Annotated in this window: 21 protein-coding genes; 6 read left to right on the top strand and 15 right to left on the bottom strand. The window is 58.3% G+C overall.

What is annotated here, in order from left to right; genetic code table 11:
• The first annotated feature begins 244 nt into the window (after positions 1–244).
• Positions 245–763, top strand: a complete 519-nt coding sequence (locus tag PH552_RS01295; protein WP_113248538.1) for a Dps family protein — start codon at positions 245–247, stop codon at positions 761–763.
• Positions 764–1,322: 559 nt separating this feature from the next.
• Here PH552_RS01295 and PH552_RS01300 read toward each other — a convergent pair.
• From PH552_RS01300 to PH552_RS01310, 3 genes are all read right to left on the bottom strand, one after another.
• Complete coding sequence (locus tag PH552_RS01300; protein ID WP_183763855.1) at positions 1,323–2,237, bottom strand: alpha/beta fold hydrolase; 915 nt, start codon at positions 2,235–2,237, stop codon at positions 1,323–1,325.
• Between the two features lie 24 nt (positions 2,238–2,261).
• Positions 2,262–3,011, bottom strand: a complete 750-nt coding sequence (locus tag PH552_RS01305) for an alpha/beta fold hydrolase (RefSeq protein WP_113248540.1) — start codon at positions 3,009–3,011, stop codon at positions 2,262–2,264.
• A gap of 224 nt (positions 3,012–3,235) precedes the next feature.
• Positions 3,236–4,702 (bottom strand): mechanosensitive ion channel domain-containing protein, encoded by a 1,467-nt coding sequence (locus PH552_RS01310; RefSeq protein WP_113248541.1) that lies wholly within the window; start codon positions 4,700–4,702, stop codon positions 3,236–3,238.
• 593 nt (positions 4,703–5,295) lie between these two features.
• Here PH552_RS01310 and PH552_RS01315 point away from each other — a divergent pair.
• The 3 genes from PH552_RS01315 (at position 5,296) to PH552_RS01325 (ending at position 8,632) form a co-directional block, all read left to right on the top strand.
• The gene (locus PH552_RS01315; protein WP_113248542.1) at positions 5,296–6,270 is read left to right on the top strand and encodes an alpha/beta fold hydrolase; all 975 of its coding nucleotides are present in this window, start codon (positions 5,296–5,298) and stop codon (positions 6,268–6,270) included.
• Between the two features lie 100 nt (positions 6,271–6,370).
• Positions 6,371–7,045: a type 1 glutamine amidotransferase domain-containing protein gene (locus PH552_RS01320; protein WP_113248543.1), complete on the top strand. Its 675-nt coding sequence runs from the start codon at positions 6,371–6,373 to the stop codon at positions 7,043–7,045.
• A gap of 351 nt (positions 7,046–7,396) precedes the next feature.
• The gene (locus tag PH552_RS01325; RefSeq protein ID WP_162736900.1) at positions 7,397–8,632 is read left to right on the top strand and encodes an MFS transporter; all 1,236 of its coding nucleotides are present in this window, start codon (positions 7,397–7,399) and stop codon (positions 8,630–8,632) included.
• 252 nt (positions 8,633–8,884) lie between these two features.
• Here PH552_RS01325 and PH552_RS01330 read toward each other — a convergent pair whose 3' ends face one another.
• The 4 genes from PH552_RS01330 to PH552_RS01345 all read right to left on the bottom strand — a co-directional run bounded on the left by PH552_RS01330 (position 8,885) and on the right by PH552_RS01345 (position 14,458).
• A complete protein-coding gene (locus PH552_RS01330) occupies positions 8,885–11,797 on the bottom strand; it encodes an ATP-binding protein (protein WP_113248545.1) in 2,913 nt (970 codons plus the stop codon).
• Between the two features lie 288 nt (positions 11,798–12,085).
• Positions 12,086–12,862: a molybdopterin-dependent oxidoreductase gene (locus tag PH552_RS01335; RefSeq protein ID WP_113248546.1), complete on the bottom strand. Its 777-nt coding sequence runs from the start codon at positions 12,860–12,862 to the stop codon at positions 12,086–12,088.
• On the bottom strand, positions 12,859–13,719 hold the full coding sequence (locus tag PH552_RS01340; protein ID WP_113248547.1) for a cytochrome b/b6 domain-containing protein: 861 nt from the start codon (positions 13,717–13,719) through the stop codon (positions 12,859–12,861). Before PH552_RS01340 ends, PH552_RS01335 begins: the two co-directional genes overlap by 4 nt.
• 127 nt (positions 13,720–13,846) lie before the next feature.
• Positions 13,847–14,458 (bottom strand): hypothetical protein, encoded by a 612-nt coding sequence (locus PH552_RS01345; protein ID WP_113248548.1) that lies wholly within the window; start codon positions 14,456–14,458, stop codon positions 13,847–13,849.
• A 260-nt stretch (positions 14,459–14,718) separates the two neighbouring features.
• Between PH552_RS01345 and PH552_RS01350 the strand changes: the two genes are divergently transcribed.
• Both PH552_RS01350 and PH552_RS01355 read left to right on the top strand, forming a co-directional pair.
• Positions 14,719–15,276: a sigma-70 family RNA polymerase sigma factor gene (locus tag PH552_RS01350; protein ID WP_112342906.1), complete on the top strand. Its 558-nt coding sequence runs from the start codon at positions 14,719–14,721 to the stop codon at positions 15,274–15,276.
• Positions 15,263–15,904: an NrsF family protein gene (locus tag PH552_RS01355; RefSeq protein ID WP_112342905.1), complete on the top strand. Its 642-nt coding sequence runs from the start codon at positions 15,263–15,265 to the stop codon at positions 15,902–15,904. Before PH552_RS01350 ends, PH552_RS01355 begins: the two co-directional genes overlap by 14 nt.
• A gap of 493 nt (positions 15,905–16,397) precedes the next feature.
• On the opposite strand, the gene PH552_RS01360 is transcribed toward PH552_RS01355, so the two are convergent.
• The 8 genes from PH552_RS01360 to PH552_RS01395 all read right to left on the bottom strand — a co-directional run bounded on the left by PH552_RS01360 (position 16,398) and on the right by PH552_RS01395 (position 25,277).
• Complete coding sequence (locus tag PH552_RS01360; RefSeq protein ID WP_113248550.1) at positions 16,398–17,501, bottom strand: ABC transporter ATP-binding protein; 1,104 nt, start codon at positions 17,499–17,501, stop codon at positions 16,398–16,400.
• Positions 17,501–19,609 (bottom strand): ADP-ribosylglycohydrolase family protein, encoded by a 2,109-nt coding sequence (locus PH552_RS01365; protein WP_113248551.1) that lies wholly within the window; start codon positions 19,607–19,609, stop codon positions 17,501–17,503. Before PH552_RS01365 ends, PH552_RS01360 begins: the two co-directional genes overlap by 1 nt.
• A gap of 28 nt (positions 19,610–19,637) precedes the next feature.
• Entirely contained in the window at positions 19,638–20,471 is an 834-nt protein-coding gene (locus PH552_RS01370) for a carbohydrate ABC transporter permease (protein WP_113248552.1), read from the bottom strand.
• The gene (locus tag PH552_RS01375) at positions 20,468–21,313 is read right to left on the bottom strand and encodes a carbohydrate ABC transporter permease (RefSeq protein ID WP_112342902.1); all 846 of its coding nucleotides are present in this window, start codon (positions 21,311–21,313) and stop codon (positions 20,468–20,470) included. The genes PH552_RS01370 and PH552_RS01375 overlap by 4 nt, the downstream gene beginning before the upstream one ends.
• A gap of 51 nt (positions 21,314–21,364) precedes the next feature.
• A complete protein-coding gene (locus PH552_RS01380) occupies positions 21,365–22,684 on the bottom strand; it encodes an ABC transporter substrate-binding protein (protein WP_113248553.1) in 1,320 nt (439 codons plus the stop codon).
• A gap of 24 nt (positions 22,685–22,708) precedes the next feature.
• Positions 22,709–23,722 carry a LacI family DNA-binding transcriptional regulator gene (locus PH552_RS01385; protein ID WP_113248554.1) on the bottom strand — a complete coding sequence of 338 codons (1,014 nt, stop codon included), beginning with the start codon at positions 23,720–23,722 and terminating at the stop codon, positions 22,709–22,711.
• A gap of 487 nt (positions 23,723–24,209) precedes the next feature.
• A complete protein-coding gene (locus tag PH552_RS01390; protein WP_113248555.1) occupies positions 24,210–24,431 on the bottom strand; it encodes a hypothetical protein in 222 nt (73 codons plus the stop codon).
• Between the two features lie 396 nt (positions 24,432–24,827).
• The gene (locus PH552_RS01395; RefSeq protein ID WP_113248556.1) at positions 24,828–25,277 is read right to left on the bottom strand and encodes a cupin domain-containing protein; all 450 of its coding nucleotides are present in this window, start codon (positions 25,275–25,277) and stop codon (positions 24,828–24,830) included.
• Between the last annotated feature and the right edge of the window lie 17 nt (positions 25,278–25,294).

Below are 25,294 nucleotides of genomic sequence, written 5' to 3' on the forward strand. Positions count from 1 at the left end.
CGAGAGCTTTTAGGTAGAAGACGAAGCGAGGAAAGCTGGATGTCGGTAGGTATGAGATCTGCTATGGGCGCATCCGTTTGCTCGAACAAGAGGCGCGAAATACGAATTTGCCGATGTTGCTTCATGCCTGCAATTGTACTCGAGAATAGGTGTACTTAAACCATCGAGAATTTCTCTGCGGACCCTCCAGCGGGTAAGCTTCCGCTGGCGCTGTTGACCCTCCTCCCTCTCAAAGGAAAACGCCATGGACAAAAAAGTAGCGCATCAACACCGCAGCCTGCCGCTCTCCACGCCCACAGACTTGGGGGAGGACGCAACACGTGATATTGCGGCAGCGCTTACGGCTCTGCTAGCGGATGTCTTCGCACTCTACCTCAAGACCAAGAACTTCCACTGGCATTTGTCCGGACCGCATTTTCGCGATTATCACCTGATGCTTGATGAGCAAGGTGCCGAGATCTTCGCGATGACAGACGATATCGCAGAGCGTGCACGAAAGGTTGGCGGGCCGACACTGAAGTCCGTCGGTCATATCTCGCGACTTCAGCGGATCCTCGACAACGACGCGGATTTCGTGACGCCGCAGGACATGTTGTCCGAGCTTCGTGATGACAACAAGCAGCTTGCCGGTATCTTACGTCAGCTACATGAGTTGACCTCTTCGTATAACGACCATGCGACCACGAGCCTCACCGAGAACTGGATCGACGAGGCGGAACGCAGAGTGTGGTTCCTGTTCGAGGCAACGCGTCTCGATCTGTAGCGCCTCGAGAAAGGCGGCCGAAATCCGTGTCGATAAACTAGAAGGCGAGCCGCCCCCCGGCGAGAGGGGCGGCTCTCCTGGACCGCGATCTTAGGCTGCGGTGGGAAGGGGGACCTCCAAGCCTTGGTCTTCGATTGCCTTAGGAGGAGGGCGACGGAGATGATGTTACCTCAACCGTAGAACGTACAAAATTGAGCCGGGGTATAGATTTAGTTATCCGCACGCCGGACATATTTTGTTCGAAGTTCCGCACTGAAAAAAGCCAGTGCAAGCTGCTTCTCGCAAGCCGGGAACCCGTTCGGATTCCGTCGAGCGTGTCCGGACGGCCTCCCTTGTTCTCGATTTGGCTGCAGCAAACTTGGAGCAAACGACTCCGGCCACAGTGCTAGCTACGCCCGATTGGTTTCTCGATTTTCGCATAGGAAGCGCCGGACCGGATGCACCCGATCGCCCTGAGACTTTGCATGCCGCGATCGACTGGAACTTCAGTCTGCCGTCGGATACCAAGGCAACAGCTTTCTGCATGGCGTCTGTGTTCGCGGATATCGCACGCTCACCTTCACGTATGGTGGGCGCTACGAGTGTTGAAACCGGCCAGAAAATGATCGATCAGTGACGCGACCTGAGGGAGGCATTCCTCCAGCGCGAAGTGTCCGGTATCGAGGAATTGTAGATGGGTGCGAGGGAGATCTTCTAGGTACGCCTGCGCTCCTGCGGGAGTAAAGAATGGGTCGTTCTTACCCCAGACGATCAGCGCAGGCGGCACGTTGGCTCTCAGCCATTCCTGCCATTGCGGGTAAAGCGGCAGGTTGCTCCTGTAGTCGAAAAGCAAATCGAGTTGCGGCTGTTTACGGCCGGCCTGCTCGATATAATGGAAGTCCAGTTCGTAGTTATCCGGCGCTATGCGTTCCGGTCGCGACGCCCCGGTCAAGTACTGGAAGCGTACTCCCTCGGCGGTCAGGAGGCCTTCCAGTTCTGCGGTGACCGCGGCGTCATCTGGACGAGCGGACATCAGCCTCCTTGCTGCTTCCGACAACCCGGCGTCGTAGCAATTTCCGTTTTGGATGATCAGGCCGGCTATGAGTTCGGGTCTTCTGGAAGCGATCCTCATGCCTACGGGTACCCCAAAGTCGAAGATGTAGAGGATTACGCGGGTAAGACCCAGATCATCTATGAACGCTTCGATGGCGCGTGAGAGGTTTTCGAACGTGTATTCGAACGTCCCTCCGTCGTTCTTGCTGACGGGAGCCGTGCTTTGACCGAACCCCGGGTAATCGGGGGCGATCATTCGGACGTTTCCGCCAATTCGCTCCATGAGCGCTCTGTATTGGTGGGAGGTTGACGGGAACCCGTGCAGCAATAAAATGGGAGGGGAAGGCGATGCTACATCTTTCGGGTGGGTTTCCCGATAGAAGATCTCCATGTCACCGACAGCGAGCCGGCGATGGGTGATTTCATGGTAGCTCGATGTCATTGCCGCGCCTTCTCCAATTGCATTCTACTTTGCTGCCTCGATGATCAAATCCGACACCTCCTTGGGATGCGATAGCATCGCGACATGGCTGGAAGGTATCTCGATCGCCTTCGCATTGGCCGCCTTCACCTGATCCTTTTCCAGTTGCGGCGGAATGATCTGGTCCTTGGTTGCCACTACCATAAAGGTCGGTTTTTCACGCCAGGCGGCTGCAGTGACCTTCGCGCTCAGGCACCTGATGTGAAAGGGGCCTTGCGTTGCAGCGACGACAGCCTTCGATTCAGGATCGAGATCGGCGGCGAAGTACTTCTTGATTCCCTGGTCGCTGATTCTCAGGAAGCCGTCGTCATCCTTCATGTACTCCTTACGACTTTCCAGCAGGGGGTATTTTGACGTGATGTCCTCCAACGACTGCCCCTTGTCGGGCGCGTAGGCTGCCACATAGACCAGAGACTTCACCTTGGGATCAGCCCCCGCTTCCGTTATGACGACGCCCGCCCAGGAATGCCCGACAAGAACCACCGGCCCCTCGGCGTTCTTGATGGCGCGCTTGGCGGCGCTGACATCATTGTCCAGCGAGTCGAGAGGGTTCTGGACGGCTATTACCTTGAGGCCGGCCTTTTCCAGGTGTGGGATAACCTTCTGCCAGGAGGTGCCGTCGGCGAAGGCTCCGTGCACGAGGACGACGGTTTTGGCTGGCGCATCCGCAGCCAACACCGCGGTCGATGCCAAATTTGAAATCAGAACTGCGGCGAGTGGCAATATCTTCATCATGTCAGTCTCCTTGTTGCCGGGTAGGCGAGCTTGAGAGTTGATCGATTGTCGAGCTTTTCCGGTAGGCCCGATCCGTGTCCAAATGAGATGCGCGGAGTGAGGGATTGGCCGCATTGGCCCGCCGCGTACTCTGGGAGCCTCCCGTGCGGGACGCTTCCATTGCACCCAGGCTAGAACACGGCACCTCGGATTTCGCGTTAATTCCTGAAAAAGCTCGCGAAATGCTAGAGATGGAAGAGTCGTAGAATTCGCATCCTCAAGTCAGGTACTGTCTTTGAAGCGTGATTAAGTCCGGCTTGGTGCAACGCTTCCTCGGCCTTGGTCCGCACCGAGAGAAGGGCTGCGAGGTCCTCTGCGATAGTCGGGCGTTCTCGAAGCAGGTCGGCAATCTTCGCCTTGCTTATCTGATAGAGGATAACGTCCGTGAGACACTTCGTATCAGCGACTTCCTTACCACCGAGGAGAACGCCACGCTCTCCGAGAAGGTCACCAGGCGCGAGACGGGCGAACTCGATCCTGCCTTCTTCACTGCCGTCTTCAACGATCGCCACTCCGCGCGCCAAGATCATCAGGGACGTCGTGGTCGAGCCCTTCTTCGCAATAACCGCACCCTGCTTCATCATCAGGCGCTCCGCCGCGGCGACCAATGCATTCCTCTCGTCATCAGAGAGATTGGCAAAAATCGGAGCCATGTTTACGAGGCGCCTCACAATGTTGGGTGGACCGTCAGCGCTCTCCGGGTGCTCTCCTGGAGGGTCTGAAGCGAGGGCAAATCCCGCAGCCATCGTATGGCGATAGACCAAGTCGAAGATCTCGTTTTTCGCCTTCGTGACGGACAGAAGAGTAGGGACGCGGAACGACAGCTCTACCTCGATGCAATCCCGGCTCAGCCCTAATATCGAAACAGATGGGCTCGGTGTTCTCAGGATTTCGCTACTGCTGAGGAGGACCTGTTGCATCGTGCTCTCGATGAGGCTCGGTTGCGAGTTTGCCTGCATTTTTACCGTTAGACTCGCTCCGTGCGACATGTCGGGAACGCTCAGGTTCGTAATGCGGCTCTTCGCAAGCATGCTGTTTGGGACAACCACCAGATCACCGGTTTTGTTGAGGAACTGCGTGGATCTCCAATTCGTCTCCACGACTTTTCCCTGGACATCATGGTCCAGAACAACCCAATCACCCACGGAAAGGGGCCGGTTGAGATTGAGAGCTATACCGGAGAACACGTCGTTCAACGTGCTTTGAAGAGCAAGGCCAAGCACGATGGCGAATACTCCCGACGTCGCTATGATTGTCCCGACCGGCAGGCTGAAAACATAGGCGATGATGCATAACGCGGCGCTGACATAGATAATCGCGACAACGAGATCCTGAAGAAGTCTTCCTTCGCGGGGCTTGTGTTCGAGTATCAGAAATACCCGGGCGCAATTGGCCAGCACCATTGCGCCTGCGAGCCACCAGACGGTCTTGAGAACACCACGCACGAGACGCAGCGTAACCCCGGGATCGACGCCTTCGATCGAGTATGGCGGAATGTTGTTCCACAGCAACAACGTGGTCAACGCAGCGAAGAAGACGCAATCGATGATCAGGCGGCGAGTCCCAGGTGCAGGGAACACAATATGTGCGGCGCCTCGGGCCGCAAACAGCACGCCGAACTGTATCCAGATATCCGTGAGTACGGATGGCATTCATAACTCCCGGCGGAACTTGAATGGCTGCCGTGCTCCGACGTCGCGGCTGTTCGCAAGATATCAAAGCGATACGACACCTTTGAGTGGCAAGCAGGTGAAATCGTGTGAAACCTCGTAAAACCTGCCACCTCGCAAGTGTCGGCGTTGAAACTTTTTCGCTATTTGACGACCTTTAGCACCCGCTCTCGGTCCGCGCTGGTATCGTGCAGCCTCCACATCCCGGCCTGCCACATCGCTCACAGCCGGTATCGCTTTATGGTCACTGAGCCTCAAGATGCGGGAGTTTTACCGATGCTGGAAGAGACGCTCGAGCAGATCAATGAGCAACTCGAGCTTTCAAGGGCGGGTGAAATCATCGGGCGAGCCGTACTTCAGTTCTAAGAGCCTGTAACTCGTCGATTAGGGGACTGCGGTGATTGCCGCAATCCGCTTGCCGCGCCTGAGCATCCTCGCTGAACCAACGCTTAATCCAGCGCGAACGATATTCGTTTCCCTGGGATTTACGAGGATTAACTCGTTCGCGGTTCTGCGGTCAGGCAATATCCAACAATTAATAAAGTACTTTGCGATCGTAAGAAGGAAGAACGTGCATGCGCTGTTTTGTCTTGGCTTTGCTGCTCGCTATCATCTCAGCGCCACCTATTGCGCGGGCTACGGATGCCGCCGCGCAGCAGGCCCCAGAGATGCACGTTCCCATCGTCACCGTGCACTACCGGTCAGCCAAAATCCAGGGCTTGAACATTTTCTACCGAGAGGCCGGACCGGCCGACGCCCCCGTCGTGCTCTTGCTTCACGGGTTCCCGACCTCTTCGCACATGTTCCGAAATCTCATTCCCCAACTGGCGGATCGATACCACGTTATCGCCCCCGATTATCCCGGCTTTGGGCAATCCGACGCTCCGGATCACAAGGATTTCAAATACGGCTTCGGCCCGTATGCCGACATCGTCGACGAACTGCTGTCCCGTATCGGCGTCAAGAGTTACGCGATGTACGTGATGGACTACGGCGCACCTGTCGGTTACAGGCTTGCACTGAAGCATCCCGATCGCGTCACCGCGTTGATTATTCAAAATGGAAACGCCTATGATGAGGGCCTGCGAGGTGCCTGGGACCCTATCAAGGCCTACTGGGCAGACGGATCAAGTGCACACCGGGACGCGCTGTCCGGCCTGGTGACTCTCGATGCGACCAAGTTCCTATATACCGACGGGATGTCGGACGTCAGCCGCATAAGTCCAGACAACTGGGTTCAGGACCAAGCGCTGCTGGACCGGCCTGGTAACAAAGATATCCAAATGGATCTCTTCTATGACCACCGCACCAACGTGCCGCTCTATCCGGCATTTCAGAAATACTTCCGCGACTATCAGCCGCCGACGCTAATCGTCTGGGGAAAGAATGATAAAGTCTTTTCCGAGGAAGGAGCGCATGCCTATCTTCGGGATCTGCCAAAAGCCGAAATCCACTTGCTCGATAGCGGACACTTCGCGCTCGAAGACAAGTTGGATGAAATGGTTCCGCTAATTCGCGGCTTTCTGGATCGTGAATTAGCCAAACCATAGATGAGGCCCAGACGAGCCGGTCCTGTCGCTTTAAGCTCGCGTATGGCGTCTGCCGACGATCAAGATCCCGCATACTCAACTATCAACGAAGGAGAAGACAATGACAAAGCACGTCCTATTCATCGTCACTAACGCAGCGGTGATCGGTCCGCACAATCGCCCCACTGGGTTCTTCTTCGCGGAAGTCGCCCACCCGTTCGACGTCCTCGACAAGGCGGGCGTCGCCGTCGAGTTCGCGTCACTGGCTGGCGGATGGACTCCGTTTGACGCCTATGACGAGAAAGACGCCGCGCAGAAAGAGTTTCGCGAGAGTAAGGCTTTCCGCCGACTGAACCGCAGTCGCCGGCTGTCCGAAGTGGACGCCGCGGATTATGATGCGATCCTCATTCCAGGCGGCCTGGGGCCGATGGTCGACATTCAGCGCAATCCTCAGGTCCAGAGTTCGATCGTGCGCGCCTGGACGACGAATAAGATCGTCAGCGCGGTCTGCCATGGACCGTGCTCGCTGCTTGGCGTTGATCTTGGCGACGGGGCACCGTTCGTACGCGGCAAAAAGGTTACGGGCTTCTCGAAAAAAGAAGAATACGACTACGCCCGCGAGGATGTACCGTTTGAGCTTGAGGATGCCCTGACGGGCGAGGGAGCTGTCTATTCGTCTGCGGCGAACTGGGAGCCCCATGTCGTCGTTGATGGTCGCCTCATCACCGGCCAGAATCCGGCTTCGGCTGGCCCCCTGGCGCAGGAGTTGCTTGCGGCCCTCAAAAAGCAGGGGTGATCGAAACGCTAGCTTTCGCCCCTGTCCGAGCCCGGGCGTCACGGATTTTCCCGAGCCGCCGTAGGGGGGCCTGGTGGAGGCTTCTCGTGGAGCCGAAACTCATTCAAAGGGCCGCTTACCGTCGGAGCGAGCGCTGCGGACGCATCGTCTTTTACGGTCGCAGCACAGGGGATGTTGCAAGGGCTAAGGCGCTCGATGCCACGACCTCTTGCTTCGGCGACTGCCGTTTCACGCCGGCTCGGCAACCGTTGCCTCGCAGCGGCACCCGTAACCTCTTGCATAAGCTGCTGACGGAGATACGTTGCGCATCATGGTTGCCGAACTCTTGGTTTCGATGAAGGGAAGTCTTTGGTGAAAGAAACGGACTTTTCCGAGTTTAGGAACGGCTGGCGGATCGTTTTGGCCGGCCTTCTTGGAACGGCTTTCGGCCTGCCTGCCATTCCGTTCTACACAATCGGCGTTTTCGCGCCGATTTTCGCGAGAGAATTCGGCTGGTCGTTCGCAACAATTTTTGGCGGCCTGTCGCTGCTCGCCGCTTCAGTTCTTATTATTGGGCCATTTTTCGCGATGCTGATCGACAAGTTCGGAGCGCGCCTGGTGGCATCGGCCTCTCTGCCGTGCCTGGGCTTGAGCTATATGACGCTCGCGGCGTCGAACGGCTCGGTCGGACAATATTATCTCTCGTGGCTGGCTATTGCGATCTTCGGCCTGGGGGCGACGCCAGTCGTTTTCACACGGGTGATCAACAGTGCGTTTGAGGAGCGGCGGGGCCTTGCCCTTGGCCTCACCTTGTCCGGCCCCGGTTTATTTGCCTTTGTGGTGAAGCCGCTCGCTCAATTATTGATCGAGACCGGCGGTTGGCGTGTCGCAATCGTCCTAGTCGGCGCAATGCCGATACTCATAGCGTGTCCGATGGTTCTTTGGGGCTTCGCCGGATTGCGCGCCAGGAATGTTGATGCGGGACCAGTGCGAGTGAATGCTTCGGAAGGCATGACCGTACGCGAGGCCTTTCGCTCGCGCTCCTTCTGGCTTCTGGCCGTCGTTTTCATCCCGATGTCGCTCGCCGTCGCGGCGCCGCTTCCCAATATCGAAAACATACTTCGTTCGTTGCGCCTGTCGCCAGGTGAGATCGTCCCGCTCGCCTCGCTTGTCGGAATAGCGGCCGTAGCCGGTCGGCTTCTTGGCGGCGTTCTGGTCGACAGATTCTGGGCGCCTGCGGTCGGCACGGTCATATTGGCGCTCGGCGCGGTCGCCTGCTTTATCCTTTCGCTGGACGATGCAAACTTCTTCATGGCTTGCATCGCCGTTTTATTGCTCGGCCTCGTTTCAGGAGTGGAATTCGACCTAATGGCTTATCTGGTTTCCCGCTATCTCGGGATGCGCAGCTACGCCACCATCTACGCAATACTATACGGAATATTCGTGGTGGGCGCCTTCGTGGGGCCAAGCCTGTTTGGCTACGTATTCGACCGTACGGGCACCTATACAGGTATCCTGAAAGCCTGTGCGCTGCTGCTTATCGGTGGCGCAACAACGGTTCTCTTTCTGGGGCCTTATCCTATCAGGAAAATCCAGAGATTCGCGTAGCGCCGCCGGGCCGATCCCGATCGTTGTGGCTCAGTTCCGTTTTTAGGTTGTCAACCAGCCGACCCGCTGTCGCCACGATATCGTCTGCGAAGTTGCTCAGATGGCCGACTTCGGTCCGCGATCCAATGCAGCGCTAAAATGGGTAGCCGCCGCATGTCGTGACTGACCATTGTCAATAAAGCGGGCAATGCGCTCCCGCAGGATCAAGTGAATAGGCTTTGGTCATCGCAAATCACCGCCGAACGAAGCGGATCACGAAATGCCATCGACAGGAATCCCAAACGGTTCAATCTGAATGTCCGACGCTCTGGTGCCCCGAGGGTTTTGCCGGCAGGCTTCGAGAAGTTGACGCGCCTTCATCACGCTCACGCAGGGCAACACGTCATCGAACTGGGCGCAGACGGGCGACAGCAACTCGGCCGCCGCCGCATGCCGATCGGCTTCCGCCCATAGCTCCGCTAGCGCCGTCGACGCCCGAAGCCGGAAGAAGAGCGCACCGCTTTCCCTTGCCGTGTCTGCGGCGAGCAGCAGGGTGTCAGAGGCGCCGGACAAATCGCCATCCAGTCGCTGCAGCATTCCGCGCACGCGCAGCAGTTCCGGCCGGGACCAGTGCTCGCCTTGCCGGTCGGCGCGGTCGAAGGCTGCGCGCAGGCTGTCACGGGCAAGCGCGATGCGTCCGCCGCGCAACGCGGCTTCGGCGAGGGTGGTGAGATAGAACGGCACCCGAACGAGGAAGTTGTTGGTGATGAGCTGCTCGATGGCGAGGTGCATGGCGTCAACCCCTTCGGGGTCGCCGTCCATGCTCGCAACGGCGCCATCGTAGAAGCGACAGACTGGGTTCCAGATCGCGATCTCACGTAGAGCAAGATTGCGTGCAAGCGCCTCGACATGTAGGCGCGCGATCCTCGTCTCCCCTGACCACAGGGCGATCGGTAGGGCCGCCTGCGCCAGAGCGTTGGAATGAGAGACCACATGGTCGAGCGCGAGACTGTGGTCGAGAGCATCCTTTAGTGCCGCCGTCGCCTCGCTGCGATCTCCCGCTACCCAGGCCGTCATCGCCAGGGCCACGCGGATCGACACGAACCGGTCCATCTGGAAGCGGGCGACGCCGGAGCGCTTCGCGGTGGTCGCGTGATCGCGTGCAAGCCGCTTCAGGTCATTATGCGCACGCCGGACATCGCCGCAATAGAAGAGGGCCGTCAACCTGACCCGTTCTCCCTCCGCGACAGCCAGCCGTTCATCCTCTCGGCCGGCGAGTTGGGCGAACTCTTCAAGCGTCGCGATCGCCTGCCGATGCCGCCCGGTGAAAGTTTGCAATATGCCGTAACCCCACAAGGTGCGAAGCTGATAGTCGACATTCCCGATCTCCCGCGCCAGCCTGTTGGCCTCCATCCACGCCGCGTCGGCTTCGGGACCGAAATGATCCGAGAAATTGAGGCCTGAAGCATAAGACGCGATGAGCTTCATGTTGACGGCGGCGTCGCAGCGCGACAGGGCATCCGCACATTGCAGCGCCCGCTCGACACGTCGCCGGCTTTCGGCGACGGTTGACAATTCGTCCCACAGCGGGATTGCGGCTGCGGTGAGGCGAACGCCGACCTCTGGTTGTGCGCCGTCGCCGAGAGCCCAGTTGATCGCCTCGCGCAAATCGTTCGTTCGCTGTGCGTAGCGAGCGGTCCAATCGCTCCTCGGTCTCCAAAGCCACTCCGCCTCGGCTTGCTCGAACAGTCGGAGAAGATACCGCGCGTGGCTCGATCGGACGTGGGCAGCTTCTCCACTCCTGTCCAGCCGCTCGGCGGCGAAACTCCGGGTGCTATCGAGCAGGCGATAGCGTAGCCCCTCGGCGTCGTGCGCGGCCGACAAGAGCGATTTGGCCGCGAGGCTTTCCGTGCAAATCACGATGTCCTCTATGCTTCGGCCGAGGTCACCCGCGACTCCGATGACATCGGAGAAAGAAAAGCTTGCCGAGAAAACCGACAGAAGACGCAGAAGCTGGGCTTCGTCCTTGGATAGAAGCTGATAGCTCCAGTCCAAGGTCGCGAGCAAGGTCTGGTGCCGTGGCGGAGTACCGGCGGAACTGGCGACAAGTGGCTCGAAACTGTGTTCGAGAAGAATGAGCAGCGTTGTCGGTTTCAAAACCGGAAGCTGCGACGCGGCAAGTTCGATTGCAAGCGCAATTCCGTCAAGACGTCGGCAGATGGCCGCCACCACAGGTGCGCTGGCGTCATCAAGTTGGTACCCGTAGGCCTCGTTTGCGCGTTGAACAAAGAGCTGCACGGCGGGGAAGGTTAGGGCCGCGGTCCGGTCTTTTCCGCTGCGCTCATCTGGATATGCCAGCGGAGACAAGCGATAGACGCTCTCCGACCGCGATCGAAGCGGCTCGCGGCTCGTGGCGATAATATGAAGACCGGGAAGCGCAAGCGTAAGGTGTTCCGCGATCGCCGAAGCGGTGCTGAGAACATGCTCGCAGTTGTCGAGCACGAGCAGCATTTCGTGCCCCCGCAATGCCTCGACGATTCCGGCAAGCGTATTTGACCATTTGCCGCCGATTCCGAGCGCGGCCGCTATCGTCACGTCGACAAGCTGAGGATCGCCGATGACGGCAAGATCCACGAAACAAACACCCTCCCGATAGTGGTCCAGGAGGCTTTTTGCCACGGCGACGGCAACAGTCGTCTTTCCAACCCCCGCCTGTCCGACAACCGTTAACAGGCGTCTTTTCGGAAGCCTCGCACCGAGCTCCGCAACGATGTCGTCGCGACCGACGAGATGCGGCAGGCGAGGCAATTCACGGGTGGAAGCCTTCACCGGATCGAAGGAGTGTTGCCTCCGGTCTCCACCGTAGGTGCGCACGGGCGCAACGAAGCGGTAGCCGCGCCCCGTCACGGTGGCGATGTACGACAGGCCTGAAGCGTCCCTTGATAGGGCACGGCGCAGCGCGGCGATGTTGACTTTCAGGTTGCTCTCATGAACAAAGATGTCCGGCCAAGCGAAGCTCATAAGCTCGTTCTTGCCGACGACCTCCCCCGAGTGACTGATGAGCTTGTGGAGCAAATCGAGAGCTCGGCTTCCCACGCGTACCGGCTTGTCCCCAAGCATCAGCAGTTGCCGGTCCGGAATGAACCGATAATCACCAAAGCAATATGTTTTGCCGTCCGGTTCCATGCACCTCAAATGACTCCGCCATGAACGTGCTGTTCTGATTTGCGCCGAACTTCATTCGGCCGAGCGTATCCAAGGCTCAAATCTAAAGCTTGGCACGTATGAGCGAATCTAGCTGCATTTTGCGCAAACGTCACCTATGCGTGTGTTTGCCACGCATGTCGAGCCTTCATGACGGAAAAGGTTTCTTGCAATGGGAAGGAGACGCGGTATCAAAACCGCACCTTACGCCTATGCCACTGATCTCGTCTATGGTCGCTGCGGCCAATCAGTGACGTCTGGCACGACATCTCAGATGCCGGCATACCATTCGTAGCCACGATCCTCCCAGAACCCGCCGTTACCACCCCAGAGGTCATCAAACCGATCACGTATTTCGATGCGCATGACGTATTTGGCATGTTTGTAGCCAAGATGACGCTCGACTCGCAGGCGCAAGGGGGCGCCGTGTTCGACTTCCAGATCCTTCCCGTTAAGCGAATAGGCGAGGATCGACTGCGGATGAAAGGCGTCGATCAGGTCAATACTCTCGTAGTAGCGGCCGCTGCCATCGAGTGTTTGTTCCAGTTCATCTGCGCAATAGAAGACGGCGTAGCGAGCACCGGGCTTCAATCCGGCAGTCTGCAGGATTAACCCGAGAGGAACGCCCTGCCATTTACCGATGGCGCTCCAGCCTTCGACACAGTCGTGGCGGGTGATCTGGGTGCGAGAAGGCAGCTTCTTCAGATCGGCCAACGAAAATTCCATCGGCCTATTGACCATGCCGTCGATCTTGAGCCGCCACTCGGCAAATTGGGTTTCGACCATCTGGATATATTCAGCGCTGTTGGGCTGAGTTGATCCATTCGGATGAAAGCTCGGTGAAATGTCCGCGTCGGTATATTCTCGGGCAAGCGTTTGCGGAGAGACGATGAGCCGCTGTGTGCCCATGGTCAGCCGCTCAGCCAGAGCGAGTACCTTCTGGACGTGCTGGCTCTGAGAAATGTCATCGCAGCCGGTCAGGCCTACGGCGCCCAGGCTGGCGGCCGAGCCGATGAGAAAACGGCGGCGGGTGAAGATGGAGCTCATCGGTCGGTCTCCTCGTTGATGATCGCGTAGCGGCCGGTCACCATCGAACGCATGTTGTTCCAAAGGCCGGAGAGAATGACCATCGCGATATGCACGACGACGAAGGCCACCAGGCTCCAGGCGGTGATGAAATGAATGGAGCGGGCCGATTGGCGACCACCAAAAATATCGAACAGGAAGGGGTAACCGGCGTCTATCGCGGGTGACATGGTCAATCCCGAACCGATCATCAGCGGCAGCAGGACGAAAATTACGATGAGATAGGTCAACTTCTGCAACGCATTGTAGCGCCGCGCCTTTTCGCCCTGCGGGAAGCGCAGCCGGGCGTGGTCCTTGATTTCATGCCATATATTTCTGGGCGCGATATCTCGAGCCGTCGGTGCGAGATCGCGGCGGAAATGACCGCCGATCAGGCCATAGGCTATGTAAACGAGCCCATTGATGACAAACAGCCAGGCGAAGAAGAAATGCCAGCGTCGGCCAGCTGCAAGATCCTGGTAGCTGGGTATCGTCGCCCAGGCCGGGAATGCGCGCGGCATGATTTCGCCGTCGGCCGTGGAAGCACCGAGTATGCCGGTTGTGGTGATCGAGAGACGGCCGATACGCACTATTCCCGTGATGTTGTCGCCATCCTGATTGCTGGCGATTTCGAACCATGACGGATCTTCAACCGCGCCGTAATTTCCCCAATGCAATTGTGGATCTGCATTGAAGATCTGCATGCCACTCATCAGCAGCAAGGTCAGACACAGCACATTGATCCAGTGCGTTATCCGCGTAAGAGCCGAATGACGGCGAATGAAGATCTTGGCTGGGGGCGGTGGCGGCGCTGTGCCGATCTGCTCGATGCTTGTCATGGACAATTCTCCTGACGTGCCGCCGGACGGCGGTGTACGAAATCATATGCTGCGACGCTATCGCGCTCATTGAGCTGCCCGGATGCGATTGGCAACCGGGCAGCCCCGTGATGTCGGCATCGATGCGTCACATTGGCGGGATGACGCCGTTTATGCCGACCACGACACGGTCGGATTCAACCGTATTGTCTCCATCGGTCGTGCCGTTGATGATGACTCCTGCGCCGGGCTTGATGTCGTCCTTCGTCGCCTTGCCGAAGGTGACGACCGGCGTGCCTGGAGGGATCGAGATCTTCTTCTCGCCGCCTTTGTAGGTGAGCGACAGGGTGGGACCATTGACCGAGGTGACGGCGCTGGCAACCGTCGCATTGGTCATCGAGCTCTTCGGCTTCAGATCCCAGCCGTAATCGCCTTCGCCGGTGCCTTTCATCGCGGCGGGGAAGATCAAGACTTCGAGCGCCCCGTTGATGCCGCTGTCGGTCGGAACGGACGCGATGCCGACGAAATCCCCAGGCTTGATGTCTGTCACGGAGGCGTTGACGATGCCGTTGATGGCCCAGCCGGATTTCAGCTTGATCGTCACGTCCTTGCCTTCGCGCGATTTGACCATCAGCGTATCGCCGCTGAGGCTTTCCACGACGCCGCGAACGCGTGCCTTGTCGGCAGCCTGTGCGGATAGTGTGGTCACGGCACCAAGCGCCAGCACCATACCCATGATCTTCAACTTCGTGAGCGACATTCTGCTCTCCATATCTTTCATCTTTTCGATATGATACCCATCCGGCTATCTCGAGCGGGTAGGGCGATCGTTCTGGAAATGAGGCACGGCGGCGATGGCATCTTGCCAGCGACAACCGATTGTCCCTCAATTCCGCCCCCTCATTCGGCGCTTGTGCGAATGCGTTACAGCGATCACGTCGTTGTGATCGCAAGAAGGGCGACAAAAAATCCGGTTCAGGATGTAACAAATAACGCCGATCAACGAATGACTGCACGCGAATGACGAAATCGGTATCGGAACAGGTCCTGAAAGGCTTGATGCTTCTCTCGCTTGACGGCGATGAGGCTGCGTACAGGCGTTTGCTCGTCATTTTGCGAGATCTGCTTTTGGCATTTTATCGAAGGAGGCTTGGATCGAATGCAGACCGTGACGCCGAGGATCTAGTTCAGGAGGTGCTTTTGGCGGTGCATAGCCGGCGCATTACCTATGATCGGGAACGGCCGTTCACCGCGTGGTTTTTCCAAATCGCGAAATACAAGCTGATCGACCACTTCAGGGTAAATGGCAGCAAAAGAGGCGTGGAAATTGCTTTGGGAGATGAGATCGCGGCTGAATTTCGAGAGGAGACACTCTTTGCTCACCTCGATATCGACCGTCTTCTCGACCAATTGCCTGCCAAACAGAGGGAGCTTCTGCGGCAGGTAAAGATTGCAGGAAAAACCACTGCTGAAGCCGCGAGCGAGAGCGGCCAGTCGGAAGCAATGGTTCGCGTCAGCATTCATCGAGGGATGCGCGCGATTGGACGCACGCTGGGTTTTGCCAATGACGAAAAATGATGAATTCATCGAGGTTCTGGTACGCGATCTCACTCCGGTTCGCCATCATGCGCTGCGAGTGAGGCTTGGGCTTACAATCATTGTCGGCGTGACCGGCGCGGCCATCGCACTGCTGATATCGCTCAGCTTTCGCCCGCATCTGCACCACGTGACGGTGGCGGCGTTTTTGGTGAAGTTTTTATATACAGCCGTACTAATGAGCGCGACGATCGTGGCTCTTGAACGGGTTGCGCGCCCAGAGGGTTCGATTGGAAGTATGGTTCGGGTTCCGGTCGTGGCATTCAGCATTGTCGCGCTTCTGGCCATCGCTCAACTCGCGCTGTCGCCAGCTTCATCCTATCCAGGTTTGATCATCGGATATTCAGCGTTCTTTTGCCCGTTCCTGATCGTGGCTTTCGGCATTCCCGCTTTCTGCGCCAACATGTGGTTTCTCAGGCGTGCAGCCCCCACGCGCCCGGCACTTGCCGGCTTTGTCGCGGGTGCTTGTGCCGGGGGCGTCGGCGGCTGGGTATATTCCTGGGCCTGTGTCGAAAACGGTATCCCATTCATCGCGATATGGTACACGTTCGGCATCGTGCTGGGCGGGCTGGTCGGAAGCCTGTTCGGGAAAGTCAGCCTGCGCTGGTAGCTTCGTTTTGACGTGCAGAGGGCGAGCGGCCGGAGACGATCGGGCATTTTCGCCTTATAAATGGTAGTCATTGATCCTACCAATCAGGCGCTGAGGTGTGGCGGTTGAAGTCACAGCTTTCTTCCGATACCTTTCAACATGGCTAACATCGGTTTTTGAGAGGGGGCCGCGGAGGGGTTACTTATTCTGACAGATACGCCTCCGTTGAAGCTGAGTTTTTTATAGCATGCATTTATGGTGCCATGTTTTCTGTCCGCGCCCGCGAGAAGCCTGAGATATTCGCCACGATACTGGCGCCTGCGATCAGGCGGCTGACCTGGGCAATATGTTGCTGAAGGTGCGCCAGTCGATCGATTCGGCAACACTCGATGTCGGCCTTGCCGATATCGGCTGTCAGGACCTGTGTCGTGGGCCCGATCAACTGATCGAACAGGTATCCCGCCAATTCGACATGGCGCGGGTTGAAGTGCCGCCTTACGGCGGCGCTTTGGCGTCACGAATGTTGCAGATCCCGCTCGACGGCCTTGTCGGTCAGCCGGCGTCCGCCGGCATCGAACAGGCAGATCCGTTCCGTTCGGGGCTGCAGCCAGATCGTCTCTTCCAGTTCGATATCGAGCCGGTCATGGAAGACGATGACGATTGTCTGCCCGCCCAGGGTCGCCGTTATATGCGTTTCGGAACCGAGCGGCTCGACGACTACCACGCGCGCGGGAATGCCGATATTTGCAGGCGAGAGGGTGAAATATTCCGGTCGGATGCCGTAGACGCCTTCCACACCGGAAACCCTGGGAGCGTTGTTGGGCAGGGGCAACAGGACGCCTTCATTGGTCTTGAAGACAGGCTTTCCGCCACCAGTGTCGAAGCGTCCATTCAGGAGGTTCATGGCCGGCGAGCCGATGAACGCGGCAACGAAGGTGCTTTGCGGATTGTCGTAAAGCTCGAGCGGCTTGCCGATCTGCTCGATATGGCCGCCGTTCATGACGACGATGCGGTCGGCCATGGTCATGGCTTCAACTTGGTCGTGGGTGACGTAAACGGTCGTCGTTGCCAGGCGCCGGTGCAGGCTCTTGATCTCGGCACGCATGGCGACGCGAAGCTTCGCGTCCAGATTGGACAGAGGTTCGTCAAACAGGAAGACTTGCGGATTGCGGACGATCGAACGGCCCATGGCGACGCGCTGGCGCTGGCCGCCGGAGAGCTGGCGGGGATAGCGCCCGAGGAGATCGGTGAGGCCGAGAATCTGCGCGGCATGTGCCACGCGCTTTTGCTTTTCTTCCTTCGCGGCTCCGGCAAGTGTCAGCGAGAAGGCCATGTTTTCGGCGACCGTCATATGCGGGTAGAGCGCATAGTTCTGGAAGACCATGGATATGTCGCGTTCCTTGGGCGGCAGGTTGTTCACGACGCGTCCGCCGATGCCGATTGTGCCGCCGGTAATATCTTCAAGGCCGGCGATCATCCTGAGCAGGGTTGACTTGCCGCAGCCAGACGGGCCCACAAGGACGACGAATTCGCCGTCGGCAATGTCGGCCGAGACGCCGTGGAGAACCTCCACGGCGCCATAAGCCTTGCGTGCCTTATCGATGGTGACCGTTGCCATCATACTCCTCCTATCCGGATCTCGTTCGACGACAAGGCGCCTTCATGGATGAGAAGGCCGACGCCGCCGTCACGGAAGGCATCGGCGGCGGTATCTTCCGCCGTCACCGAAACACCGTCGGCCTCGAAGGTGATGCGCGCACCCTGCGCCGAGATCTTCATGGCGATATGCTTGTCGAACTCGGTCTTGAAGGCGGTTTCGGCAAGAACCTTGGTTTCCTCGTCACGCACCTTGACGATCTGCATCTTGCCGTCGCGCGTCACGCGCGCGCCGTAGTATCGGCGCAGGCCCTGAGCGCGGATGGCAAGGCCGCCGTAATTGCCGAGATGGATCATAACCTGGCCTGAGGCCTGGTAATCGGTCCATTGGCGCGTGCCATGAATGATGATGCCTTCGCCTCGGTTCTGCGCGATGCGGAAGGCGGCCGGGAAGCGCTTGGAGAAGAAGCTTGCGCCGTTCACCCAGGCCATGCGCCAGAAATCGCCATCGCCAGCCGGGCGCTTCAATGTCAGTTTGGGCGCGCCGTCCCAGCGGAGATAATCCACGAACACGCGGCCATCGGCGCGCCTGCCGGTGCCGGTTACGGCGATGCCGATCTCGGCGATCGGCTGGCCGTCGGTCTCAGGAAGGGTCCATTCGAGAATGGCTTCCGAGCCGGGCTCTATGACAACCAGCGCCGAGTCGATGTCGCTCAACTGATCGCGTCCATCATAGACCCGGATGCGTAAACGCGCTTCGATTATGCCGCGGTTCTGGCCGTCGGCCTTGACGCGGGCCTTCACCGTCTGGCCCGGATAGACGAGTGGTGTCGCCATTAGGTCGTAGGTGCGCATGTCGAGCATTTCGCGTGGCGAGAATGTCGGCGTCGTCACGACGGCGCTTTGCGCCGGTCCGAGGGCTTCGTAGTCGATCGTCAGCGCGCGGCCGCTTTCGAATTCAGTATTGCCGACACGCACGCTGCTTGCCGCGCCGAGACCTGTCAGAGGGCGGAAGCCCTGCTGGCTGCCGGGAAGTGAGAAGTGAAACTGCGCACCGCTCTTCGGGGCCTCGAGCGACAGTTGCCCGGCAAGCTGGAGACCGAGATTGGTCAGGAAATAGGCCTGACGCACCGCATCGTTGATAGAATTGCCGCCGTCAGCTGAGGAGATCAGCATGCGGTCGGCGATGGGGCCGCGAAAGTCGGGGCCTTCGGCAAGTCCATCAAGGCCGTTCATGATGCCGAGCAGGCAGCCGACGTTGCCGGCGTTGCAATCGGTATCCCAGCCCGATGTATTGATGATCATCTGCGCCTTCTGGAAATCATGCGGCGCATAGAGCACCGTCATGATCATCAACGCGTGGTTGGGCATGATATGGCAGTTGCCGGGATATTTGTCGTAGCCGTAATTGTCCTGGATCTTCTGGCGTGTGTCGCGCCAATCGGGATGCGCCTTGTGCCAGGCCCTGATGTCGGCAATCAGCCGGGCGATCTGGCTGTCGCTTGGGATCTGCTTGAGCCCGGTATCGATCAGATGGTCGATGTCGGAGGTGACGAAAGCCTCGGCTTCCATCGCTGCCCAGAGCATGGCGGCATAAACGGATTCGCCATCATGGCTGACCTTGCCGGCCTGTTCTGCAAGCTTGGCCGCGAGTTCCGGCTGACCGGGGGCGACCATCGCCCATCCATCGATGAAGATCTGGGCGCCGATCTGCTCGGCAACGCCCTGGCCATTGGTGGTGATCGAACCGGACTGCGGGGCCGGCACGCCCTTCTTGAGATTAAGCCAGGCGGTGTGTTCGGTGGAGTTGCCGTTGCCGCCCCACCAGAGGATCGTGCGTTCCTCGACGATGTAATTGAGCCAGGCCTTGCCGATTTCTTCGGCGGAGAGGTTCGGCTTGATGCCGTAATCTTCCAGCGCGCGGATGAAGGTGAAGGTGCCGGCGACATCGTCGTCGGTGACGACGAGCGGCTGGTTCAGGCGTTCATGCACGTAATATTCGATAGGGCCGAGTTCTTCCATGATCTTCTCGTAGGTCCATCCCTCGAAGGGGCGGCCGAGATAGACGCCGATGAGCTTGCCCAGGACACCAGCATAGACACGTTCGAGATAGTCGTTCGGAAGCTGCATTGCTTACTCCATTTATCGATAAATTCGTTCAGCCTTTGACGGAGCCGCCAGCCATGCCCTCGATGAAGCGCTTCTGCATGAAGACGAAAAGCGCGACGACAGGCACGACGATGATGAGCGCTGCGGCCATGATCTCCCCCCAATCGGAGCTGTACTGGCCGGACAGCAGGAAGAAGGCGATGACGGCGGTCATGTTCTCCTGCTTTTGCAGGAAGGTCGTGGCGATCAGGAACTCGTTCCAGGAGTTCAATCCGATAATCAGCGCCACGGTGAGGATGCCCGGCGAGACGATCGGCAGCATCACCCGCCAGAAGACCTGCCAATGCGTAGCGCCGTCGACGATCGCTGCTTCCTCAAGCTCCTTTGGAACCGCCAGAAAATAGGTTCTGAGCAGCATCACGGCAAAGGGGCTGTAGAGCGCGGTGTAGATCAGTGCCACGCCGAAGATGTTGTTGATCAGCCCGAGCTTGGCGAAGCCGAAATAGAGCGGGAAGATATAGAGCTGGATCGGTGCGGTCGTGGTCGCCAGCAGATAGAAGGTGAAGATCTTCCAGCTTTTGATCTTGCGGCGCGCGATGACATAGGCCGTCAGCGACGATGTCGTGCAGACGAGCGCGATCGTCGTGCCGGAGACGATCAGCGAATTGACGAAAGTCTTTGAGAATTTCGCGTGGTTCCAGGCATTGGCAAAATTCTGCCAACGGATCGTTTGTGGCAGGCCGAGCGGATTCTGCACGATCTGAGCCGCCGGCTTCAGCGAGTTCAGCACCAGAAGCGCGATCGGGAAGAGGGCGATGAAGGCGAATATGCCGAGAAGGATGTAGCAGATCCAGAGGGTCAGGCGGCTTTCCACGAGCCTCATTGTTCGCCCTCCCTGGTTTGGATGCGCACGTAAAAGAAGGTGCCGATCAGCCCGAACAGGCTGATGACGAGGGCTGCGGCGGCCGCTTGTCCGACGTTCAGATCATAAAAGGCCTTGCGATAGGCGAGTGTCGAAAGCAGTTCGCTGGAGAAGGCTGGGCCGCCCTGGGTGAGGATGTAGACGAAATCGAAGGCGAGGAACGACCAGATGACGGTCATGATCATCATCAGCGTGATCGTCGGCCGGATGCCGGGAAGCAGCACATAGCGCATCATCTGGACATAGGTCGCGCCCTCGATGCGGGCCGCCTCGATCTGTTCCTGCGGCACCTGGCGGAGTGCGGCGAAGAAAATGACGCAGAGAAAGCCCCACCAGTGCCAGAGGTCAACGGTCGCGACGCCGAACAGCGCGATCGGCGGTTGGGTCAGCGGATTGGGGATCGGCAGCCCGTATTTTTTGAGGAGGCCGAAGACACCGGTCACGGGGCTATAGATCATACCCTGCCAGATGCGGGCCGTGATCGCGGTCGCGATGACGACGGGCAAGAAATAGACGACCTGAAAGAAATTGCTGCCGCGGCGCACGATCAGCAGCATCGAGGCGGCAAGCAGCCCCATGAGGATTGGCACCGTCAGGAAGACGATGGTCCAGATGATGTTGTTGCCGAGCGCCAGCCAGAAGACGCGGTCACCGGCAAGCGCGCGGAAATTGTCGAGGCCCGCAAAGGTGGGCGGGGAAATGCCGTCCCAATTGCAGAAGGCGAGTGCCACCGTCAGCAAAGCAGGGACGAGGACGATGATGATATTAATGATCATCGTCGGAACGAGATAAAGTCGGTGCATAATATCCTCCGGACGAGGACGGCGCTTTCAACGCCGTCCTGCCGCGGCTTGTCAGGTGCGGGGTGGGACCGCCGGCGCCTTGCCGGCGTCGCGTTCCTGCTTGAAGGTCTCGTCAAGTTTCTTCAGGAAGTCGGTCGACTTCGTTTTCTTGAGCCAGACCTCTTCCATGCCGCTGACCAGGTATGTGTCTGTGGCCGGCGGCAGGAAGGTCCAGGTCGTGTAACCGTATTTGCCGGCGGCGACTGCGCCTGCCAGCTGCTTCATGGCGTCCTCGTAAAGAGGCAGGACTTTATCGGAGAGCTTGACCTTGGAGAGATCGGCCAGCGGCAGGTTCCATTCGCCCTGCCAGACCGAGTTCATCTTGCTGTAGTAGTCGTCGGTGAACATGTAATCGAGAACGGCAGCGGCGCCATCGGCATTGCCTGACTTGGCGTTGATTGACAGCGTCGAGCCGATGCCAAGTGCGAAGATCGGATCGCCCTTCTCGCTCGGGAAGCCGACGAAGCCGGGCTCCGCGTTGTTCTGCGGAAAGTAGGTCTGGACGTTGGTGAAATTCCACGTGCCCGTCGGTGCCATTCCGGCCTGGCCGCTGGCGATCTGCGCGAAGGCCTGTTCCAGGGTCAGCGAGAAGTAGTTTTCGCCAAAATATCCCCTGTCCCACCACTCCGCGAGCTTGTCGATCGAGTGGACAAAGGCGGGATCGGTCCACGGAATGGCGCCCGTCAGCGCTTTGTAGACATTCTCGGGTCCGGCAATCGAATTGATGGCGATCGAGACATAATGCTCGTTGGCCGGGCGCCAGTCGGCATTGCCGGCACCGAATGGAGTCAGGCCCTTGGCCTTCATCTCGTCGGCAAGCGCCTCGAAATCAGATATCGTCGTTGGCACCTTCCATTTGTTCTGTTCGAACAAGGTCCTGTTGTAGAAGAGGCCGAGTGTTTCATATGTCTTCGCGAGCGCGTAGAGCTTGCCGTTGTAGCGGCCGAGATCGAGGAAGAGCGGCAGCAGACGCTCGTCCCATCCGTATTTCTTGGCGTAGTCGTCAAGCGGCATGAGTTGACCGGCCTGTGCCATTGCCGCGACATAACTCGGGCCGGCCGTGAAGACGACATCGGGGCCGGTGCCGGCCAGCATCGCGACGCGCAGCTGCTTGTCGAGATCCGAGCCGCGGAAGTCGATGCTCAGGAGGTCTTCGGGATGTGCCGCATTGAACGGATCGATCAGAATGTTCTTGAGGTTATCCTGGTTCTCCGGCGAAGCGGATTCGTACCAGAAGGATACAGGCTTCTGATCCGCCGCGAAGGTGAAGCGGGACATAAGCGGCAGGGCAGCCAGGCCGAAGCCGGCTTTCAAAACTGTACGTCTGTGCATCGGTTTTCTCCTCCCGATTTGGTTTTATTCGTTGCTAGTCGAACCCCTGACGATGAGATCGAAGGGCATTTCAACGGCGGTTCCAGCACCGGTCTTCTCTCCGCGCAGGCGTTCCATCAGCATCTGCGCGGCACGTTCTCCCATTTTCCATTGAAACTGCGCGACCGTCGTCAGCGTCGGGGTGACGAGCTTGGCGGCGGAAATATCGTCGAAACCGACGACGGCGATATCCTCGGGAATGCGGATGCCGCGCTCGCGCAGCGACTGCATCACCCCGATCGCCATCAGGTCGTTTGCGGCGAAGATGGCGGTCGGTCTGAAGTCGCCGCCGAGGATGCTCTCAGCCGCTCGGACGCCGCCCATCTCGGAAAATTCATCATCGGTAACAACATGGTCGGGATGGCCGAACTCTGCGAGTGCCTTACGATAGCCCTCGATACGGTGGGCCTGTGGACCGCCGCGACCGGCGACCAGCGCGATGCGCTTATGACCGAGGCCCAGCAGATATTCCGTCACCGTCTGCGCCGCCGCCCTACTGTCGACATAGATGTCGTCGATCGGGATTTCGCCACCGCGCTTCTTGGATGATTCAATTCTCACTATGGGAACGCCGGCCTCGACCAAGGAATTGAAATCCTTGGCCTTCAGCGTGAAGAAGACGCCGATTACGCCATCGACACGACCCTGTCGGGCCCAATCGAGAAAATGACGTTCGCGCTCGGGCGTCCCGTCCGTGTTTACCGTGATCACATCGTAGTTCTGACCGTCAGCGACCGATTGAATGCCGCGGATCAAAGACGGATAGAACGGATTGGTGATGTCGGGCACGATGCAGGCAATGGTCATCGTGCGGCTCGTCTTGAGCGCTTGCGCAAAACGGTTTGGTACGTAGCCAAGGTCCTTTGCCGCCTTGGTGATGCGCTCCCATGTCTCCGCGGGAATGGATGCTCCGCCGCCGCTCAGCACCATGGAAACCGTAGCCTGCGAGACCCCCGCAGCCCTCGCCACATCTTTTTGCGTCGCCCGCCCAGTTGTCATCGCTTGTGTTCATTTATACGTATTAGTGATACGTATCAATAAAACGACGTTCTCAATGTGTCAAGCGTGCCACGTACGCCAAGAACGGCCTCCAAGGTGCAGGCCTCTCATCGTCACAACTTCAGGCTGCGATTTCGCATGCGCCTCTACACTGGAATTGGCTTTACTTTAGTGGGTGGAGGCTTTCTCGTTGGCGAGAAAGATAACATAGTCCTCCGAAGCGTCGGCCAAAGCTAACGCGATTTCCTCGATCAAAAATCCTTGCTGCAAATTCCTCTATCATTTCCAACATCGCGATTTCGACACGGGCACGAGCAGGGCCTCGGGGCCTTGCGGATATGCTATTATTTGCCCGCCTACACTCATTTCATATCCCTTCTTAAAGGCAAGAGCGCTAATGACATTACGCACATCGTAGAGATTACGCGAGTAATGGATGAATAAATAGAAAATTTCACAACTATTATTGGCAGCGTTATTTAACGATCTAATGTTCCGGTTTAAAGCTATACTTATAACTCCATGCATCAAAAAGCGGGATTTTTTGGGCGCTACGCTCGAAATGGTTCTGGTTGAATAGCGTGATGGCAAGTGCTTCGGCGATGCTCGATCTCCAGTCGTGACTGACGACGGAGAACCGCTCGATGCCGAGACCATCGATCAGAGCAATCGCGTCCATTGCAAGAACCGCGCTGTTTGCAGTGTGCAATGACATCTCGTTCTGGAAAATGATTCCGCCGAAGGCCCCGCAGGAAGGCGCAATGAAGCGAAGGTTCCGGTCCTGGAGCGGCGACGAAATCGCCGTCTAGATGGAGGCGTCGTCAGGCCATTCATGCAGCGAGAGAAGGGGATGGCGTCGCGTGCTCCGCAATCTTCGAAAGCGATCTGCAGGTCGTGAGTGTCAAGGTGTGACTGACAACACTGCTAGCTCTACAAGGCAACGCGCCGATCCACTAGCGTACATTGCGCGCCAGAACTCGCATCTACACTTGGCAGCGCCCTGCATGACGCCGGATTGCCGGAATAACGTGTCTTGAACCTACCGTAGCAGGATAGAACATCCGGATGACAGGCCTGTATTTTCTCCCATAGGCTGCACGGCTGGCTAGGCCGCGCCCAACGGCGGTCCAGTGAAGCGAAGGCCGTGCCTGCCCGCAGATTTTGCAATCATTTCCATATCCTGTGGGATTTGGAACTGGCCTGCAGCCATTTCCGCGAAAAAGCCTTCAAAGCCGCCCGGAGTCAGGATAACCAGATGCCGCGAAGGCATATCGCCGACAACCCGGAAGGTATGTTCGATCCCCCGCGGCACAAACATGGTTTCGCCCGGCCTTTTGGTAAAGGTGTGACCTCGCGTCCAGAATTCGCAGCAGCCGGAAAGAAGGACGAATGTCTCATCCTCTCTTTCATGAACATGTCGCGGCGGTCCGCTACCAGCGGGCGAGAGGCTGTCGACGATGGACATTGCCCCACTCGTCGCCGCGGTTGCGAGAATAGTTCGGTAATGAACGCCGAGCCATTTAATAGTATCGGTGTGTTCAAGAAGATCAATCATCGCTTCCTCCGTTGTCG

The organism is Rhizobium aureum, assembly GCF_030182495.1.
In the GTDB taxonomy this organism is placed as follows: Bacteria; Pseudomonadota; Alphaproteobacteria; order Rhizobiales; family Rhizobiaceae; genus Rhizobium; species Rhizobium tropici_C.

Coding starts and splice junctions, on each gene's coding strand:
- PH552_RS01295 (WP_113248538.1), top strand. CDS start 245: ATGGACAAAAAAGTAGCGCATCAACACCGCAGCCTGCCGCTCTCCACG.
- PH552_RS01310 (WP_113248541.1), bottom strand. CDS start 4,702: ATGCCATCCGTACTCACGGATATCTGGATACAGTTCGGCGTGCTGTTT.
- PH552_RS01365 (WP_113248551.1), bottom strand. CDS start 19,609: ATGCAGCTTCCGAACGACTATCTCGAACGTGTCTATGCTGGTGTCCTG.
- PH552_RS01305 (WP_113248540.1), bottom strand. CDS start 3,011: ATGATGAAGATATTGCCACTCGCCGCAGTTCTGATTTCAAATTTGGCA.
- PH552_RS01330 (WP_113248545.1), bottom strand. CDS start 11,797: ATGGAACCGGACGGCAAAACATATTGCTTTGGTGATTATCGGTTCATT.
- PH552_RS01385 (WP_113248554.1), bottom strand. CDS start 23,722: ATGACAACTGGGCGGGCGACGCAAAAAGATGTGGCGAGGGCTGCGGGG.
- PH552_RS01375 (WP_112342902.1), bottom strand. CDS start 21,313: ATGCACCGACTTTATCTCGTTCCGACGATGATCATTAATATCATCATC.
- PH552_RS01360 (WP_113248550.1), bottom strand. CDS start 17,501: ATGGCAACGGTCACCATCGATAAGGCACGCAAGGCTTATGGCGCCGTG.
- PH552_RS01320 (WP_113248543.1), top strand. CDS start 6,371: ATGACAAAGCACGTCCTATTCATCGTCACTAACGCAGCGGTGATCGGT.
- PH552_RS01370 (WP_113248552.1), bottom strand. CDS start 20,471: ATGAGGCTCGTGGAAAGCCGCCTGACCCTCTGGATCTGCTACATCCTT.
- PH552_RS01340 (WP_113248547.1), bottom strand. CDS start 13,719: ATGACAAGCATCGAGCAGATCGGCACAGCGCCGCCACCGCCCCCAGCC.
- PH552_RS01315 (WP_113248542.1), top strand. CDS start 5,296: ATGCGCTGTTTTGTCTTGGCTTTGCTGCTCGCTATCATCTCAGCGCCA.
- PH552_RS01380 (WP_113248553.1), bottom strand. CDS start 22,684: ATGCACAGACGTACAGTTTTGAAAGCCGGCTTCGGCCTGGCTGCCCTG.
- PH552_RS01300 (WP_183763855.1), bottom strand. CDS start 2,237: ATGACATCGAGCTACCATGAAATCACCCATCGCCGGCTCGCTGTCGGT.
- PH552_RS01345 (WP_113248548.1), bottom strand. CDS start 14,458: ATGTCGCTCACGAAGTTGAAGATCATGGGTATGGTGCTGGCGCTTGGT.
- PH552_RS01355 (WP_112342905.1), top strand. CDS start 15,263: ATGACGAAAAATGATGAATTCATCGAGGTTCTGGTACGCGATCTCACT.
- PH552_RS01350 (WP_112342906.1), top strand. CDS start 14,719: ATGACGAAATCGGTATCGGAACAGGTCCTGAAAGGCTTGATGCTTCTC.
- PH552_RS01335 (WP_113248546.1), bottom strand. CDS start 12,862: ATGAGCTCCATCTTCACCCGCCGCCGTTTTCTCATCGGCTCGGCCGCC.
- PH552_RS01395 (WP_113248556.1), bottom strand. CDS start 25,277: ATGATTGATCTTCTTGAACACACCGATACTATTAAATGGCTCGGCGTT.